Origin of the sequence: Pseudidiomarina salinarum (genome assembly GCF_000753715.1) — a bacterium.
In the GTDB taxonomy this organism is placed as follows: domain Bacteria; phylum Pseudomonadota; class Gammaproteobacteria; order Enterobacterales; family Alteromonadaceae; genus Pseudidiomarina; species Pseudidiomarina salinarum.
Genome location: NZ_JPER01000001.1, coordinates 248,347 through 265,712, shown reverse-complemented (window position 1 = coordinate 265,712; position 17,366 = coordinate 248,347). Strand labels below are relative to the sequence as shown.

Genomic DNA, 17,366 nt, shown 5'->3' with positions numbered 1-17,366 from the left:
GTAGAACCACGGGCTACGTACCGATTCATGCCGGGGAACTACCTTGAACGAACTCGAACACCTCATCCGCGCCGCCGGCGCAGCAATTATGCGCATCTATACGAATGTAGCCCGTGGTTCCACCACGGGTAAAACCCAAACACTATCACCCAAACCCGACGGCTCCCCCATAACCCAAGCCGATCTCGCCGCGCACCAAATCATTGTCGCAGGTCTGGCTAAATTAAATGACCCGGAACTAGCCGCCCTGCCCGTGCTCTCAGAGGAATCCGCCGCCATCGACTGGAGCGAACGCCGCAACTGGCAGCGATACTGGCTGGTGGATCCGCTCGATGGCACCAAAGAGTTCATCAAGCGCAACGGCGAGTTCACCGTCAATATCGCCCTCATTGATAACGGCAAGCCGGTTCTGGGCATGGTCTATGCGCCGGTGCTGGATACACTCTATATAGGTGTGAACGGTTTCGCGGGGGTGGACAAAGCCTACAAGGTGTCAAATGACATATTTGAGATTCTGGACGTAACGAAACAGCCGCCCCTGATCGCGGGCGAAACCGTCCGTATTGTGGTGTCCCGTTCGCACCGCGGCGACGAATCGCTGAGCCCGTTTTTCCAGCAACCCCACGTAACCGTGCCCATGGGCAGCTCTCTGAAACTCTGTGCCATCGCGAACGGCAGCGCCGATATCTATCCGCGGCTGGGCCCGACCTCGGAATGGGACATCGCCGCCGGCCACGCCGTGGTGGAAGCGGCGGGCGGCACCGTGAAGACCATCGAAGGCGAAGCGCTGCGGTATAACCAGAAGGAATCGCTGCTTAATCCGCATTTTGTCGTCACGCGGTAAAACCCGCCACCCGTCCCCGTAGCCCGTGGTTCTACCACGGGTAAAACCCGCCATCACGCACATCGTTCATACCATCCGGCATGCCCCGTGGTAGAACCACGGGCTACACGGTGGGGGGCATCACCCGTGGTAGAACCACGGGCTACAAGTTTACAGCGCAGCGCGCAGCAGAATGTCCAGCTGGTCGAGAGCTTCGTCGAGAATAGCCGTTTCGATAGTCAGCGCCGGCAGCAGCCGGATCACGTTGCCGTAATAGCCGCAGGCCAGCAGAATCAGGCCATGCTCAGCGGCGCGTGAAATCACCTTCTGGGTGGTTTCAGCGTCGGGCTTCTCCGGGTCGCCATCGCGCACCAGCTCCAGCGCAATCATGGCGCCCACCTGCCGCACTTCCAGAATGCGATCATCAAAATCCTGCTGCAACGCCCGCAGCCGCGCCGCTACCTGCTCACCAATTTCATTGGCGCGTGCCACCAGCCCCTCTTCTTCGATAATATCCAGCACCGCCAGTGCCGCCGCGCAGGCTACCGGCGAGCCGCCGTAGGTACCACCCAGCCCGCCCGGCAGGCAGCCGTCCATGATATCGGCCTTGCCGACCACCGCCGCTATCGGCAAACCGCCGGCAATGCCCTTGGCCATGGTCATCAGATCCGGCTCCACCCCGCTGTATTCACAGCAGAACATGCGCCCGGTGCGGCCAAAACCAGTCTGGATTTCATCGGCTATCAGCAAAATGCCGTGTTCATCACAGAGCTTGCGCAGCGCCTGTAAAAACGCTGGTGAGGCCGCATAAAAGCCCCCCTCGCCCTGCACCGGCTCGACAATAATGGCTGCCACATCGCTGGCGGCAATACTGGCTTTAAAAATGGTCTTCACGCCCTGCAGCGCATCCTGCTCAGATACCCCATGGGACGCGATCGGAAACGGCGCATGATAAATATCCGCCGGAAAGGGCCCGAACAAATGCTTGTAGGGCGCCACTTTGCCGGTCAGCGCCATGGCTAAATTGGTGCGCCCATGAAAGCCGCCACTAAAGGCAATCACACCGCGCCGACCGGTATGGGCCCGCGCTATCTTGATACAGTTCTCCACCGCTTCGGCGCCGGTGGTCACAAACAGCGCTTTTTTCGCCGATGGCCCGGGCGCCAGACGCGTCAGGCGCTCCGCCAGTTCCACCGCCACTTTATAGGGGTTAATCATCACACAGGTATGTGAGAACAAACCCAGCTGCTCCTGCGCAGCAGCCACCACTCGCGGATGCGCATGGCCGGTATTACACACCGCAATGCCGGTACCCAGATCGATATAGCGGTTGCCCTCGACATCCCAGACCTCGGCGTTACGGGCCCGCTCCACATAAACCGGATACAGGTTGCCCTGGCCGCGCGCAAAAACCGCCTGCTTACGTTGCTGTAATTCACTGTTTAACATAGTCTTCTCCCGCTGCGAGCCGGCTTAAAGCCCGCCCATGCTCAGATATTTGATTTCCAGATAATCATCCAGGCCATAGCGCGAACCCTCGCGCCCGTAGCCACTTTGCTTCATGCCGCCAAAGGGCGCCGCGGCGTTTGAAATCGCCGCGTCATTCATTCCTACCATGCCAAACTGCAGGGCATCAGCAACCCGCCACAACCGTGCTGAGTCGCGGGTATAGAGATAACTTGCCAACCCGTATTCGGTGTCATTCGCCAGCCGTATGGCTTCTGCTTCACCGGTGAACGAAATCAGCGGCACCACGGGCCCAAAGATTTCCGACTGCGCAACTGCCATCGAGTTAGTCACATCTGCCAACAAAGTCGGTGTCACCCGGTTACCGCGACCCAGCCCATCAGCATGATCCGCCGGTGGCCACAACTGCCGGGCGCCAACAAAAAGCGCATCCGCCACCAGTTGCCGCACGGCGACCGCGGCGCGCTCATGAATTAACGGGCCAACCTGTAAGTCCATCATGCGCTGGCGCAGTCGTTCAGCAAATTCGTCATAGATTTCAGCCTGCACCAGCACCCGGTTGGCGCACACGCAGGTTTGTCCGGCGTTACGGAACTTGGCCAGCATCAGGCCATCCAGCGCCGCTTCTATATCTGCATCGGCAAACACAATAAAAGGTGCGTTACCACCCAGCTCCAGCGATACCCGCTTCACCGTGCTGCTGCACTGCGCCGCCAGCAAACGGCCGACCCGGGTCGAACCGGTAAAGCTGAACTTGGCAATCAGCGGATGCTGCGTCAGCACCTCACCAATTGCCGCGGAATCCGAACCTGTCACCAGCTCAAACACGCCCGCCGGAATGCCCGCCTGCAGGGCCAGCCGCTGCAGCGCCAGCGCCGATAATGGCGTTTCATGAGCGGGTTTACCAACAAAGGTACAACCCGCCGCCAGCGCCGCGCCGGCTTTACGTGCCAGCATGGCCATGGGGAAGTTCCAGGGCGTGATCGCCGCCACCACACCCACCGGCTGCTTAGTCACCATAATGCGCTTGCTGCGATCCGGCGCCGGAATGGTATCGCCGTATATCCGCGGCGCTTCCTCGGCAAACCACTGCAGGTACGAGGCGCTATATTCAATCTCGCCCAGGGCTTCAGCCAACGGCTTGCCCTGCTCGGCACTTAACTGTTCAGCCAGTGGCTGCTGCTCAGCACGCAGCAACGCCGCCCAGCGATACAGACAAGCGGAGCGCTCGCGCGCTGATAGCCCCGACCAGTCAGCAAAAGCGGCAGCAGCGCGCTCGACTGCCAGCCGCGCGTCTTCTGCATCGGCTTCGGGGAGCCAGTCGATGATTTCACCGTCGGCCGGGTTCAGCACCGTAAAAGATGGCGGGGGGGGACCCGTGGTAGAACCACGGGCTACGTTTGGGGGGCGGGCGACGAGGTCTGGGTTATGCATCGCGGGTGTGCTCCTGTTCGGTTAACTTCGATGCGCCTATTGCACCAGCCAGGCAAACAGCGTTAAATACCAAACTATCAACGCTTACGTTAGAGGCTATCAAACTTATGACCAAACCACATGTAGCCCGTGGTTCTACCACGGGTCCAACTCCCCCTTTCGCCCAACGCGAACTAACGGATTACGATCTGAAACTACTTCAGGTCTTCCGCACCGTGGTTGAGTGCGGCGGCTTCACCGCAGCCGAAACCGAACTCAGCCTCAGCCGCTCAACCATCAGTATTCATATGAGCAGCTTAGAGACGCGCCTTGGCATGCGCTTGTGCCAGCGCGGCCGGCAGGGCTTCTCGCTCACCCGCGAAGGCCAGGCGGTGTACAACGCCATCCTCAGCCTCACCGAAGCCCATGATGAGTTTCGCCACGCCGTCGCCCAGGTTAACCAGAGCCTCAGCGGCGAGCTGATTATCCTCGCCGCCGACCAGCTGGATCCGCCGCGCCAGCGCTCCCTGGCGCAAGCAATGGCCACTATCTACCGGCAGGCACCTGAGCTGCAAATCACCTTAGATTTACTGCCACTGCAACAAATCGAACTGGCGCTGCTGAAAAATCAGGCGCACGTGGCACTGATGCCCGGCTACCGCCGTATCGATGGCCTGCATTACGAACCGGCGTTCAGTACCCCGGTATATCTGTGCTGCAGCAATACCCATCCGCTATTCGGCCTTGCCGATAACAGAATAACCGAGGAGCTGCTGGCAGAGCACCCGGCGGTGCACCCCGGCGTCAATATCAATCCCGAGGGCCGCAAGCTGCTGCAAAAACTCAATACCCGGGCCCGCGCTTATCAGTTCGACACCCGTGTCAGCCTGATCCTGTCCGGCGCCTGGCTCGGCTTTTTGCCCGCAGCCATCGCCGAGCCCTACATACAAACCGGCGAACTGCGCTATCTGCAACCCGATACCTGGCAGTATCCCTTTCAGCAGTTTTTCGTAAGCCGCAAGCAGCCACGCGAGCCCGATAAAGTGAAGCTGGCACTTAAAGAGCTGATAAAAAGCAGCCAACTGGCTCCATGAAAACCGGCAAACTGGCGCTACCTGCAAACCAGTGTCAGGTTAAGCTGAATACCACAGGCTCAATCAAAACTATAAGAGAGCAGAATTTATGACCTACACAGTCGCCGCTAATGGCCACGCCGCCCGCGTTATGCTGGCCTTTCTGGCCACCGCCGGATTGTTTTACGTCAATATCATGCCCGCGCTGGTATCCGGCATGATTGAAGGCCTCGGTTTTTCCAACCGTGATGCCGGTCTGATTGGCTCCTTCAATATCTACGGCGCCGCCTTCGGTGCCTTTGTCGCTATTTTCCTAATCAAACGGATTCAGTGGAAGCCGGTGTGCGCCGGGCTGCTGGTGCTGCTGATGGCGCTGGATGCCCTTTCGATGCTGATCAGCCTTGAGCTGGTGATGATGGTAATGCGCGCCTTACATGGCTTTGTCGGCGGGCTGCTGGTTGGCGTGAGTTTTGCGGTCATTGCCCGCACCGCCGAAGTGCATAAAACCTTTGGCATGCTGCTACTGGTGCAGTTCGGCCTGGGCGGCCTCGGTGTAATGACGCTGCCACCACTAGTCCCCATACTTGGCAGCTGGATCCTCTTTATGGCGCTGATTGCCTTTAGCTTCACCGCGCTGGTAATGCTGAAATTTCTGCCGGGCTATCCGGTGGTCATCCCCGACCCCAGCGAACTGGTCGAGCCGGTCAAAAAGAAACCCCTGTTTGCCTCAGTATTTGCGGTGTTTCTGTTCCAGGCCGCCAACATGGCACTGTACGCCTACATTATTGATCTGGGCCAGCAGGCCGGGCTCACCATGTCGACGATTTCACCGGCCCTTGGCATCTCAGCCTGGATGGGCATTCTCGGCTCGGTCGCGGTTATTACCTTATCCACCCGCCTGGGCCGCACTTTGCCGATTCTGATCGGCATTCTGATCACCGCCGCCGCGACTTATGCCCTGCACTATGCCTTTAACCCGCTGGTGTTCTGGCTGGCCAATATTGCCGTGGGCATCACCTGGGCCTTCTCGATTGCCTATCTGCTGGGTGTGTGCAGCGAATTTGATAAAGCCGGGCAGATGGCTGCCCTTGGCGGTTTCGCCTCTAAAATGGGGCTGGCGTCGGGGCCGATGTTCGCCGCCTTCGTGGTCAGCAACAGCGATTACGGTGCGCTGATTAATACCGCCGTGGTGCTGCTGGTCATCGGCGCCCTGGTTACCCTGTATCCGTCACGGCTGCTGGACAAGGCAGCCTGAACCGCCATACACTGCTGCCATGATGCAACCCTTATTCGTCCTTGATACGGCTGGCAGTGCCAACTTACAGCAGCAACTGATGCAGAAGCTGGTGCAGGCCATCTGCAACGGCCACTTTGCCTGCGGCAGCAAAATGCCCTCATCGCGCAAGCTGGCCGAGCAGCTCAGCATCGGCCGCAACACCGTGGTGCATGCTTACGAGCAGCTCATCGACGAAGGCTATCTGGTCAGTCGCGAGCGCAGCGGCATTTACGTACGCGATGATATCTACGAACACCATGCCGAAGCCCGGACCGCAGAGCCCCAGAGCAGCACCACCAGCGCCAGCGAACAGGACTGGCAGCGCCGGCTGAATAAACTGCGGCTGGATTCGTTAGCGCCGCCCTATCCGCACAACTGGCAGCAATACCCCTACCCTTTTATCGACGGCCAGTTCGACCCCAGTTTATTTCCGGTCAATCAGTGGCGCGAATGCTCCAAGATCAGCCTCAACGTAAACGAAATCAAAAACTGGGCCTCGGACAGCGGCCAGGACGACGATTTACTGCTAATAGAAGAGATCCGCACCAAGGTACTGCCACGACGCGGGATTTTTGCCAGCGCCGATGAAATTCTCATTACCCTGGGCTCGCAGCACGGCCTGTACCTGCTGACCCGGCTGCTGTTTAATAACCAGACGCTGGTGACCGTTGAAGAGCCCGGCTATCCGGGGATCCGCCAGCTCGCGCAGCAGGCTTTCAGTCCGCTTAATTTTGCGGAGGTCAACGAGGACGGCATCATCCTGGAGCAGATCCCGGCCCAGACCGATGTGCTTTATATTACTCCCAGCCACCAGATGCCCACCGCCGTGACCATGCCGCTTAGCAACCGTCAGGCGATCATTGACCAGGCCAAAAAAGACGACTTCATCGTTATCGAAGATGACTACGAAAGCGAAAGTAACTTTATGAGCCAGCCCCACCCGGCGCTCAAGAGCATGGACACCGATGGCCGGGTGATTTATGTCAGCAGTTTTTCCAAAGTGGTCGCGCCCGGTCTGCGGCTTGGCTTTATGGTGGCGCCGGCACCACTGATAAGACAAGCGCGGCAGCTGCGCACCCTGATCTCACGCCACCCCCCGGCCAACAACCAGCGCGTGATGGGCCTGTTCTTATCCCTGGGCTATTACGATCAGACCCTGCGCCGCCTGAATCAGGAGATGGCCGCACGCTGGCAGGAAATGCGCGAGGCGCTGAACCATTACCTGTCGACCCGCATCGTCACCTCGCGCACCGTGGGTGGCAGCACCTGCTGGATTGAAGGCCCGCGCCATCTCGACAGCCAGCAGTTCGCCGCCGAAGCCGCCAAGCATGGCATCCTGATTGAGCCGGTGAACCGTTTCTATGGCAGCGGCGGCGACCGCCCGCGGCATTATTTCCGCCTCGGCGTCAGCAGTATTCCCTGCGACAAGATCCGCGAAGGCATCGAGCAACTGGCGGATCTGATGCGCCAGTGGGAGCCGGGCCAGAACAACAGCGATGCCAACCAGCAGCCCACCCACGCCTCCGTAAAACAGTGGGGCAAACGCCTTACCGGCAAAGCGCTGCAGGATTTCGCCAGTCGCTGTGAATTTATCGGCCAGACGGTATTCGGTGACCCGTATCGCATCCGGCTCTATGCCGATGGCAGCATGACCGGCTTTGAAGGCTATCAGGACGAACGCCAGGACGAGGGCCAGTGGTGGCTGGAAGGCGATCGCTGGTTCCGTCAGTGGCGCGCCTGGTCGTACGGCGAAACCCTGGGCTTTGAAATCTACACCAACACCAACCGCATCAACTGGGTGCGCGACGGCAAATTAGTCGACTCCGCTTTTTATATCCTGCACCCGGCCGGAACCCCAATCCCCGAATAACTGGACCCTGATCCCGACCTGAACTGGCTCTGTCCGCAAGCCAGTTGCGCTTCTAACCTTGATGACAACTCAGGTAATGGAGCATCTCATGAGTGTATTCACCATCGCCGGCCTGCAACTCAGCTTATCGGCCAGCGAAGACAACTTCAGTACAATCAAAAACCAGGTACTGGCGACCAAGCGCCGTTATCCGAATGTGGCGATGATCCTGCTACCGGAACTGGCTACCTTTGGCCCGGCGCCGCGCTTTGCCGCCGACTTCCCTAATCAGACCGACGACAATTTTCAGCAACTGGCCCGCGAAGCCGGTGTGTGGTTGTGTAACGGTTCGCTGTTTGAACGCGACGGCGACCACATCTACAACACCAGCTCGGTATATACCCCCGAAGGCGAGGTCGCCTGCCGCTACCGCAAAATCTATCCGTTTCTGCCCTACGAAGAAGGCATCTCTGCCGGCCATGAGCCGCAAACCTTCACCGTACCGGGTGTAGGCGTATTCGGCATCTCGATTTGTTACGACATGTGGTTTCCGGAAACTACCCGGGCGCTGGCCTGGCAGGGCGCTGAAGTGATCCTGCATCCAACGCTCACCAACACCATCGACCGCGACACCGAACTGGCCATCGCCCGCGCCAGCGCTGCCACCAATCAGTGCTACATGCTGGATATCAACTCCGCCAGCCCGCTGGGTGTAGGCCGCTCGATTATTGCCGGCCCCGGTGGCGAAGTCATTCACCAGGCCGGTGGCAACCAGGAAGCGATCGTCATCGACATCGACCTGGACTACCTGCGCCGGGTGCGCGAGCAGGGTTGGCACAGCCTGGGGCAGCCACTGAAAAGTTTTCGCGATACCCGGGTCACATTTTCGCAGTATCAAGGCCAGCGCTCAGCGGCCCTTGACGCATTAGGTCCACTGAGCAAACCCAAATCGAATTAAACCTGACATAATGAATAACAACAGGGGAATCCTGATGAGCCATATAAACAGAACCAAAATGACATTTAAAAAAGCACCTTTAGCGCTGGCCGTGAGCTCAGCGCTACTGATGAACGCCCAGCTGTATGCTCAGGAAGCCGCCGCTGAAACGCAGGCGACTGATGAAACGGTAGAGCGCATCACGGTTACCGCCACGCGCCGCAACCAGACCGTCAATGAGATCCCTTATAATATCTCGGTGGTGTCGGGTGAAGAGCTGGAAAACCGCCAGATCATCGACAGCATTGATGTAATGCGCGCCACGCCGGGCATTACCGTAGTCGATCGCGGCTACCGTAACTCCGGCGTTATTAACAACATCGTGATTCGCGGCATGAACGTGGATTCCGCCGGTAACGGCGATTTCGCCTTAAACGCCGTACCCACGGTCAGCACCTATGTGAATGACACGCCGCTGTTTGCCAACTTTATCCTCAAAGATATCGACGCGGTGGAGATCCTGCGCGGCCCGCAAGGCACCTTATATGGCTCCGGCTCGCTGGCAGGTACCGTACGCTACCGCCTGAACCGCCCGGATTTTTACGCCGGTTATGCCAAGGTCTCGGCTAGCTTAAGCCAGAGCGAAGGCTCGGACGGCTTTAACCAGAACTACGACGTGCTGGTGAACCAGCCGTTAAGCAGCACAGTGGCGGCGCGGGCCTTCTTTGGCCGCATCGATAATGCCGGCATCGTCGATTACCCCAACGTGTACGAACTCAACGCCCAGGGCGCACCTGTGGCTGAAGGCGGCGATATTGCCAACGGTGATCCGGTATTTCGCTCAGTCGAAGATGCCGACACCGTCAACATCAATTACGGCCGGGTCAGCGTACTGTGGGAACCCTCACAGGATTTCAGCGCCCTGCTGTCCCATCATTTCCAGGATGACGATATCGGCGGCCGCCGCCAGGTCACCACCGGCACCCATTGGGTCGACGGTACCGAGCAGCCATACGGCGAATACGAAAACGGTGCAGTGCACCGCGAGCCCAGCGAGCGCAACGTGCAAACCACCGCACTGGAGCTGGAATGGGATCTGGGCTTTGCGACTTTATCGTCCAGCAGTTCTGATTATGACCACGATGGTACTTCTACCAGCGACAACACCGGCTTTTACGCCCAGAACAACTGGTTCGCCTGGTACTACGGCGGCAGCCCGCGGCCTCTGGCCATCGCCAACCGCTTCTATGAAGAGTCAGGCTTCAGCCAGGAACTGCGCTTAGTGTCTAACGGCAGCCAGACATTTGACTGGATTGTCGGCGCCTTCTATCTGGACCAGGAAACCGCTGCCGGTCAGGACAGCCTGATGCCGGGCTTTGTTGATTGGGCCCAGGCCAGCGGCTTTGACGACACCCTGGAGAGCTGGGGCGGCACCCTGACCAATCAGGATTTCCGCTACCGCGACAACGGCTCGGTCACCGACAAATCCGTATACGGTGAAGTGACCTGGAATATCTCACCGGAATTTCGCACTACCTTAGGTATGCGGTATTTCCAGAACGAGGTGAGCAACAACACTTCGATTGAACTGCCAATTTATCCCGGCGCGTCGCTGGTCACCTCGGATTTTGACGACGACGGCACCCTGTTCAAACTCAACATGTCGTACGATCTGTCAAATGACATGATGTGGTACGCCACTATCTCGGAAGGTTATCGCCGCGGTGGTACCAGCGCCGTGCCTATTACCGGCGGCTTTGCCGAGAACCCGGCTTACCTGCGCTACGATGCCGACAGCGTAGTGAACTACGAAACCGGCCTCAAAGGCTCAGTCAATCGGCACAACTACTCAGTTACCGTATTTCGCATGGACTGGGATGATCCGCAGCTGAATATTGCCACACCCAACTGGGGCTTTTATGCCGCGGTTAACGGCGAAGCAGCCCGCAGTCAGGGCCTGGAAGCTGAATTCGGCGGCTTTTTAACCGACAGTGTGCGTTACTCACTGGGGTATTCCTGGGTCGATGCCGAGCTTACCAAAGATTTAGTGGTGCCATCAGGTAACGCCGCGAGCCCGTCGAGCTATGTGTACGCAGAAGCCGGCGAGCAACTACCCAGCATGGCCGAGCATACCTTCACCGGTAGCCTCAGCCACACCATGGACGTCGCCGGTGGCATGTATTTGTCGAGCAACGCCAACCTGTACTATCAGTCCGACTCGCGCAACGCGCTGGGCGATAATCCGAAGTTCGATATGGATTTACCGAGCTTCTGGATCGCCAATGCCAGCACCACGCTGAACGCCGACGACTGGAAAGTAACCCTGTTTGTGAAGAATATATTTAACGAAGAGGGGGTGACCGGGGTACTATCGGAGGCCTATATGGGAACCGATCCGGCCGAGAACTTCTATGGCAACAGCTCGAAACAATACATCAGCCAGCCACGCACCATCGGCCTGCAATTCACCTATGAATTCGGCTGGTAACCTGACCGTTGCCGACCTGGCGGCCGCAGCCCTGCGCTGCAGCCGCCAACAAGACTATCAACAAGCTGCGGCCCTGTACCAACAGGCGCTGCAGCTTGCGCCGTCTGACCCTACCCTGTTATTTAACTACGGCGCCATGCTGCGCATTGTCGGTGAGCTTGGTCTTGCTGAGGAGATGCTGGATCGCGCCATTGCGTTGCGGCCTGATGATTTTGAGGCGTTGCAGTTGCGTAGTGGCTTGCGCAGGTGGAGTGCTGAAGATAACCATGTTGCCGCGTTGCAGAAGCAGCTAGCGCAGCTGGAGGCTTTGGATAAACCTTCGCCGAAGGCTGTAGTGCATCTTTGTTATGCGCTGGCTAAAGAGCTTGAGGATTTGGGCCGCTATGATGAATCCTTTGCTGCCTTAAAGCGTGGTGCTTCGCTGCGCCGGCAGCATCTCAACTATAAGATCGATGACGATCTTGCCACTTTTGAGGCGCTGCTCAAGGTTCAGAAGCCATCGAAACCAGCCACGGCTGAACAGGGGCTCACTGAAAGAAGCCCTACCCCTGTGTTTGTGGTGAGCTTGCCGCGGGCCGGCTCAACCCTGCTCGAGCGTATGCTCGGCTGTGCCCCGGGCGTGCATCTGGCCGGTGAGCTGAATCAGTTCCCCCAGGCCATCGGCCGCAGCCTGAAAGCGAAGCTGAATACCCCTCCGGCATCCCGTGCTGAGATGGTTGAGGCAACTTCCATGCTGGATATGGCCGAAGTAGGTCATCACTATCTGGGCCAGCTACCGGCATTACCGGCCGGCACCACGCACGTGGTGGATAAGCTGCCACTGAACCTGCTGAACGTCGGTTTTATTGCCGCCGCCCTGCCCCGGGCCAGAATTATCTATGTGCGCCGCAACAAGCTCGACCACGGCTATGCCATGTACAAGCATCTGTTCGCCCAGGCTTACCCCTGGTCGTACGACTTAGCTGAAATCAGCCAGTATTACGATGCCAGCGCAAGGCTAATGGACCATTGGAGCGAACAATGGCCGGAGCGGATCTGCACCATCGACTACGAAGAACTCGTGGCGAACCCAGAGCAGGAATCCCGGCGCGCCTTTGCGCACTGTGGCCTGAACTGGTCGCCTGAGGTGCTCGATTTCCACAAAGCCAACAAAGCCGCCAGCACCACCGGCAGCGCCAGCCAGATCCGCCAGCCGCTGCACAGCCGCTCCGTCGGCCTCGCCGAACATTACCTAGAGCATTTGAAGGAATTGACGTATTGACGTAGCCCGTGGTTCTACCACGGGTAAAACCCGCCATCACGCACATCGCTCATATCATCATGAACATCGCTCATATCACCACGCACATCACTTATATCGTCAGGCACACCCCGTGGTAGAACCACGGGCTACCAAACGCGCCCTGCTCGGGATACAATCACCTAACAACAATAACATCGGACGCGCTAAGCCATGCTGACCCACCTGCAGCGCCTGGAAGCCGAGGCGATACATATTTTTCGTGAAGTGATGGCGGAGTTTCAGAAGCCGGTATTGCTCTATTCTGTCGGCAAAGATTCATCCGTGCTGCTGCACCTTGCGCGCAAAGCCTTTGCGCCCGGCCCCGTGCCCTTTCCGCTGCTGCATATTGATACCGGCTGGAAATTCCGCGAGATGATCGCCTTTCGCGACCGTATGGCCGCCGAACACCAGCTGCAACTTATCGTGCACACCAACGAAACCGGCCGCCAGAACAAGGTCAGCCCCTTTTCAATGGACCAGGCCACTTACACCGATATCATGAAAACCCAGGCACTACGGCAGGCGCTCAGCCAGCATCAGTTCGACGCCGCTTTCGGTGGCGCCCGGCGTGATGAAGAAATGTCCCGCGCCAAAGAACGCATCTACTCATTCCGCGACAAGAACCAGCGCTGGGACCCGCGTAATCAGCGACCTGAGCTCTGGAACCTGTACAACGGCCACATCCATAAAGGCGAAAGTATCCGCGTATTTCCGCTCAGTAACTGGACCGAACTGGATATCTGGCAGTACATCGCACAGGAGCAAATCGCCATCCCTGAGCTGTATTTCGTCAAACCGCGACCAATCGTTAAAAGAGGGCAGACCCTGATCATGCAGGACGATGATCGTATGGTGCTGGAGGAAGGCGAAAAAGTGACGGAGATGAAGGTACGCTTCCGTACGCTGGGCTGTTATCCGCTCACCGGCGCGATTGAGTCGGACGCCGATAGCCTGGATAAAATCATTGAAGAACTCAAGGCAACCCGCCGCAGCGAGCGCAGTGACCGCCTGATCGACAAAGACGCCCAGGCCAGCATGGAAAAGAAAAAAACCGAGGGGTACTTCTGATGGCAGAACACGCGACTCAGGACCTACTCCGCTTTATCACCTGTGGCAGCGTCGATGACGGCAAATCCACCCTTATCGGGCGTCTGCTGCATGACGCCGACGGCTTATTTGATGACGTCAGAAAAGACATAAACGCCACCAACCTCGCCCACATCACCGATGGCCTGCAGGCCGAGCGCGAGCAAGGCATTACCATTGATGTGGCCTACCGCTATTTCGCCAGCAGCAAGCGCAAGTTCATCATCGCCGATGTGCCCGGCCACGAGCAGTACACCCGCAATATGGCCACCGGCGCCAGCACCAGCGATCTGGCGGTGATACTGATCGACGCCCAGCACGGCGTACAGGCACAAACGCGCCGGCACAGCTTCATCGTCAGCCTGCTGGGTATCCGCAATGTGATCGTCGCCATCAATAAGCTGGATTTATTCGGCTTTGACCAGGCCCGCTACAAAGCCATTCAGCAGGACTACCTGCAGGTTGCAGCGCAGCTGGAGATCCCGGACATCCACTTTGTGCCGGTCTCGGCCCTGCACGGCGACAATATCGTCAATAAAAGCCCGAATACGCCCTGGTTCCGCGGCCGCACCCTGCTGGACTACCTTGAGCGGGCGCACATCGATCGCAGCCGCAACGATAAAGACTTCCGCTTTCCGGTGCAGTGGGTCAACCGTCCTCATGCAGACTTCCGTGGTTACGCCGGTACCATCGCATCAGGCCGCATCCGCAAGGGCGATGCCATCCGGGTCATGCCATCAGGCGTTATCAGCAGCATCGACAGCATCACCACCTTCGACGGCGAGCTGCCCCAAGCCGAAGCTGGCCAGGCCGTTACCCTTACCCTGAATGACAAAGTGGACGTCAGCCGCGGCGATATGCTGGTCAATACCAGCAGCCTCGCCCAGATGAGTGACCGGTTGCGCGCCCGGATAGTATGGCTAAGCCCGACACCGATGAACCGCGATAGTGACTACTTACTTAAATCCACCAGCCAGGAACTGCGCGCCTGGCCGGAGAAGATCCATCATCGCATCGACGTGCACACCTTCGCCGAACAAGCCACCGATGAGCTGCAGCTTAATGAAATCGGCCTGGTGGATTTTGGCCTGCATCAGCCGCTGGTGTTTGATCGCTACAAGAAGAACCGCCGGACCGGCGCCTTTATCCTGATTGACCGCATGACCAATGCCACTGTGGGCGCCGGCCTAATTGAACAGCCGCTGGCCACCAGTCCTGCGCTCGCGCAACGACAAGCGCCGGAGCAAGCTGCGAATAACCTGCACCCGCAGCCACCGCGGATCAGCGCCGCTAAACGCGCCGAGCAAAAACAGCAGCAGCCGGCAGTAATCTGGTTCACGGGGCTTTCCGGTTCAGGCAAGTCCAGCATCGCCAGCGCCCTCGATGAGCTGCTGACCGCGCACAACAAGCACAGCTATCTGCTGGATGGCGATACCATGCGGCAGGGATTAAACAGGGATTTGAGTTTTAGGGAAAGTGACCGGCGCGAGAACATCCGGCGCATTGGCGAAGTCGCGAAGCTGTTCAGCGATGCCGGACTCATTACCCTGGCGGCCTTTATCTCGCCGTTCCGGGAAGACCGTCAGCTGGTGCGCGAGCTATTGCCAGAGGGGCAGTTTATTGAGGTGTTTGTAGATACGCCGCTGGAGGTGTGTGAGCAGCGTGATGTGAAAGGCCTCTACGCCAAGGCGCGCAAAGGCGAAATCCGCCAGTTCACCGGCATCTCATCGCCCTACGAGGCGCCTGAGAAGCCAGACATTCATATTCGTACTGAGGAGATGAGTGTGGAGGATGCGGCGCGGGTGGTTTTTGAGTATTTGCTTAATCAAGTGCCGTTTAAGAAGCAGTAATGTCAGTGCATTATTGATGCTCTACAATGAGAGAGCAGTCAGACGCAACGCGCGACGGATATAATTTTGATCTCATCGCGACTTATTCTCGCGAGATTTAGCCCTACAGCGAACCACAAGTTACTACCTGGGAAATAATATTCAGTCAATTATAAAAAAAAGTCCCGTCAAACGAACATGAAGGATTTTTCTATGCGCAAATGAAGATATCCGGCGCAGGCTCCTTACGCTTCCTCTCGGCATGGCGCCGGTCGGGCATGCTAACAAATTGAAGCGAAGTTATGGCAGAGACTTGCGCATGAGCGCCGATATGCAGCTCCCAAATATCAAAAGCGATTGAACCTTCCGATCAGAAAATTACTTAACTTTATCCAGTCAGCATAAATTTTAACTAGTAAATACAGCAAGCTTCGAGCAAGTGCTTTTAGTTAATGGATTTTTTCAATCTACTTTTCTCAGCAACGACAATATTTCATCTGTTTTAGCACGCATCAGCGCCTCATTTGCGCGGGTCTCAATATTTAATCGCACCACAGGCTCAGTATTAGAGCAACGTAAGTTAAAACGCCAGTTTTCAAACTCAAGACTTATGCCGTCTGTTATATCTACGCTAAGTGCGTGCGGTTCATAAGCTTCTCGAACTCGTTTGATCGCAGCTTTAGCATCATTAAGTTTACTGTTGATCTCGCCGGGCGAAGGGTAAGCAGCCATGCGTTGTTCAACAAGTTGCTTAAGCGTCATCCCTTTTTTAGAAACAAGTTCTATCAAAAGCAACCAAGGAATCATACCACTATCGCAATAAGCGAAGTCGCGGAAGTAATGATGAGCACTCATCTCGCCACCATAAACCGCATCTTCTTTACGCATACGTTCTTTGATAAAAGCATGACCGGTTTTCGACATAATCGGCTCTCCGCCAGCTTTTTTGACCAAGTCTATGGTGTTCCAGGTTAAGCGCGGGTCGTGAATGATTTTAGCGCCTCGCTCTTTTTCCAAAAAAGCTTCGGCAAGCAAGCCGACAATGTAATACCCTTCAATAAAACCACCTTCGTGATCAAACAAAAAACAGCGGTCGAAGTCGCCATCAAAGGCTATGCCCATATCGGCGTTATGCTTTAAAACCGCCGCAACCGTATCTTGGCGATTTTCCGGCAGTAATGGGTTTGGAATGCCATTAGGAAAGGTACCATCAGGCTCGTGGTGTACTTTTATCAGCTCTACAGGCAACAAAAGTTGATCGAATTTGGCTTCCAGGGCGTCTACGACGTGGCCTGCAGCGCCGTTACCAGAGTTAATAACCAATTTAATTGGATTAAGCTTCTTAACGTCAATATATGTCATTAAATGCGCTATATAAGCATCCAAAACATTTACTTTCTCATAAGACCCACGCCTAATTTCATCAACAGGCGAAAACACATTTTCTTCAGCTAGCCGTTTTATTTCTGTTAAACCGGTATCGCTGCTAATGGGTCGCGAACCTTTACCCACTAACTTCATGCCATTATAATCCATAGGGTTATGACTGGCTGTAACTTCCACGCCGCCATCAACACCTAAGTGTGACGTAGCAAAGTAAACCTCTTCCGTTCCTGAGAGACCAATATCTAACACATCAACGCCGCTATCGCGCAGACCACAGGATAACGCCATCTTTAGTTCTTCAGAAGTTAAGCGTACATCGCCGCCCACAACAACAGTTTGGGGCTTCAAAAATTCTCCATAAGCACGGCCAATGCGGTAAGCGATATCTTCATTAAGTTCCGCACCCAACTGACCACGAATATCGTATGCTTTAAAGCAGGTTAATTCACTCATTCTC

Annotated in this window: 12 protein-coding genes; 9 read left to right on the top strand and 3 right to left on the bottom strand. The window is 56.8% G+C overall.

Going from position 1 to position 17,366, the window contains the following annotated elements:
• Window positions 1-43: 43 nt before the first annotated feature.
• Window positions 44-844: a 3'(2'),5'-bisphosphate nucleotidase CysQ gene (gene cysQ, locus IDSA_RS01210; protein WP_034773696.1), complete on the top strand. Its 801-nt coding sequence runs from the start codon at window positions 44-46 to the stop codon at window positions 842-844.
• Window positions 845-994: 150 nt separating this feature from the next.
• Here cysQ and gabT read toward each other — a convergent pair whose 3' ends face one another.
• Both gabT and IDSA_RS01200 read right to left on the bottom strand, forming a co-directional pair.
• Entirely contained in the window at window positions 995-2,272 is a 1,278-nt protein-coding gene (gene gabT, locus IDSA_RS01205; RefSeq protein ID WP_034773693.1) for a 4-aminobutyrate--2-oxoglutarate transaminase, read from the bottom strand.
• Window positions 2,273-2,296: 24 nt separating this feature from the next.
• A complete protein-coding gene (locus IDSA_RS01200; RefSeq protein ID WP_051985989.1) occupies window positions 2,297-3,724 on the bottom strand; it encodes an NAD-dependent succinate-semialdehyde dehydrogenase in 1,428 nt (475 codons plus the stop codon).
• Between the two features lie 107 nt (window positions 3,725-3,831).
• On the opposite strand from IDSA_RS01200, the gene IDSA_RS01195 reads away from it, so the two are divergent.
• From IDSA_RS01195 to cysN, 8 genes are all read left to right on the top strand, one after another.
• Entirely contained in the window at window positions 3,832-4,797 is a 966-nt protein-coding gene (locus tag IDSA_RS01195; protein ID WP_051985988.1) for a LysR family transcriptional regulator, read from the top strand.
• Window positions 4,798-4,885: 88 nt separating this feature from the next.
• Entirely contained in the window at window positions 4,886-6,031 is a 1,146-nt protein-coding gene (locus IDSA_RS01190; RefSeq protein WP_034773692.1) for an MFS transporter, read from the top strand.
• A 19-nt stretch (window positions 6,032-6,050) separates the two neighbouring features.
• Window positions 6,051-7,922 carry a MocR-like pyridoxine biosynthesis transcription factor PdxR gene (gene pdxR, locus IDSA_RS01185; protein WP_198675480.1) on the top strand — a complete coding sequence of 624 codons (1,872 nt, stop codon included), beginning with the start codon at window positions 6,051-6,053 and terminating at the stop codon, window positions 7,920-7,922.
• An 88-nt stretch (window positions 7,923-8,010) separates the two neighbouring features.
• Window positions 8,011-8,859 (top strand): carbon-nitrogen hydrolase family protein, encoded by an 849-nt coding sequence (locus IDSA_RS01180; RefSeq protein ID WP_034773686.1) that lies wholly within the window; start codon window positions 8,011-8,013, stop codon window positions 8,857-8,859.
• Window positions 8,860-8,893: 34 nt separating this feature from the next.
• Complete coding sequence (locus tag IDSA_RS01175) at window positions 8,894-11,326, top strand: TonB-dependent receptor (RefSeq protein WP_034773684.1); 2,433 nt, start codon at window positions 8,894-8,896, stop codon at window positions 11,324-11,326.
• Window positions 11,310-12,587 (top strand): tetratricopeptide repeat-containing sulfotransferase family protein, encoded by a 1,278-nt coding sequence (locus IDSA_RS01170; RefSeq protein WP_051985987.1) that lies wholly within the window; start codon window positions 11,310-11,312, stop codon window positions 12,585-12,587. The genes IDSA_RS01175 and IDSA_RS01170 overlap by 17 nt, the downstream gene beginning before the upstream one ends.
• A 192-nt stretch (window positions 12,588-12,779) precedes the next feature.
• Window positions 12,780-13,676, top strand: coding sequence for a sulfate adenylyltransferase subunit CysD (gene cysD / locus IDSA_RS01165; RefSeq protein WP_034773682.1), 897 nt, complete (start codon window positions 12,780-12,782; stop codon window positions 13,674-13,676).
• On the top strand, window positions 13,676-15,544 hold the full coding sequence (gene cysN / locus IDSA_RS01160) for a sulfate adenylyltransferase subunit CysN (RefSeq protein ID WP_051985986.1): 1,869 nt from the start codon (window positions 13,676-13,678) through the stop codon (window positions 15,542-15,544). Before cysD ends, cysN begins: the two co-directional genes overlap by 1 nt.
• 441 nt (window positions 15,545-15,985) lie before the next feature.
• Here cysN and cpsG read toward each other — a convergent pair whose 3' ends face one another.
• A complete protein-coding gene (gene cpsG, locus IDSA_RS01155; protein WP_034773678.1) occupies window positions 15,986-17,362 on the bottom strand; it encodes a phosphomannomutase CpsG in 1,377 nt (458 codons plus the stop codon).
• Between the last annotated feature and the right edge of the window lie 4 nt (window positions 17,363-17,366).

Bases quoted from the DNA above. Each gene is read 5' to 3' on its own strand.
- gabT (WP_034773693.1), bottom strand. From the start codon at position 2,272: ATGTTAAACAGTGAATTACAGCAACGTAAGCAGGCGGTTTTTGCGCGC.
- IDSA_RS01200 (WP_051985989.1), bottom strand. From the start codon at position 3,724: ATGCATAACCCAGACCTCGTCGCCCGCCCCCCAAACGTAGCCCGTGGT.
- IDSA_RS01195 (WP_051985988.1), top strand. From the start codon at position 3,832: ATGACCAAACCACATGTAGCCCGTGGTTCTACCACGGGTCCAACTCCC.
- IDSA_RS01190 (WP_034773692.1), top strand. From the start codon at position 4,886: ATGACCTACACAGTCGCCGCTAATGGCCACGCCGCCCGCGTTATGCTG.
- pdxR (WP_198675480.1), top strand. From the start codon at position 6,051: ATGATGCAACCCTTATTCGTCCTTGATACGGCTGGCAGTGCCAACTTA.
- IDSA_RS01180 (WP_034773686.1), top strand. From the start codon at position 8,011: ATGAGTGTATTCACCATCGCCGGCCTGCAACTCAGCTTATCGGCCAGC.
- IDSA_RS01175 (WP_034773684.1), top strand. From the start codon at position 8,894: ATGAGCCATATAAACAGAACCAAAATGACATTTAAAAAAGCACCTTTA.
- IDSA_RS01170 (WP_051985987.1), top strand. From the start codon at position 11,310: ATGAATTCGGCTGGTAACCTGACCGTTGCCGACCTGGCGGCCGCAGCC.
- cysD (WP_034773682.1), top strand. From the start codon at position 12,780: ATGCTGACCCACCTGCAGCGCCTGGAAGCCGAGGCGATACATATTTTT.
- cysN (WP_051985986.1), top strand. From the start codon at position 13,676: ATGGCAGAACACGCGACTCAGGACCTACTCCGCTTTATCACCTGTGGC.
- cpsG (WP_034773678.1), bottom strand. From the start codon at position 17,362: ATGAGTGAATTAACCTGCTTTAAAGCATACGATATTCGTGGTCAGTTG.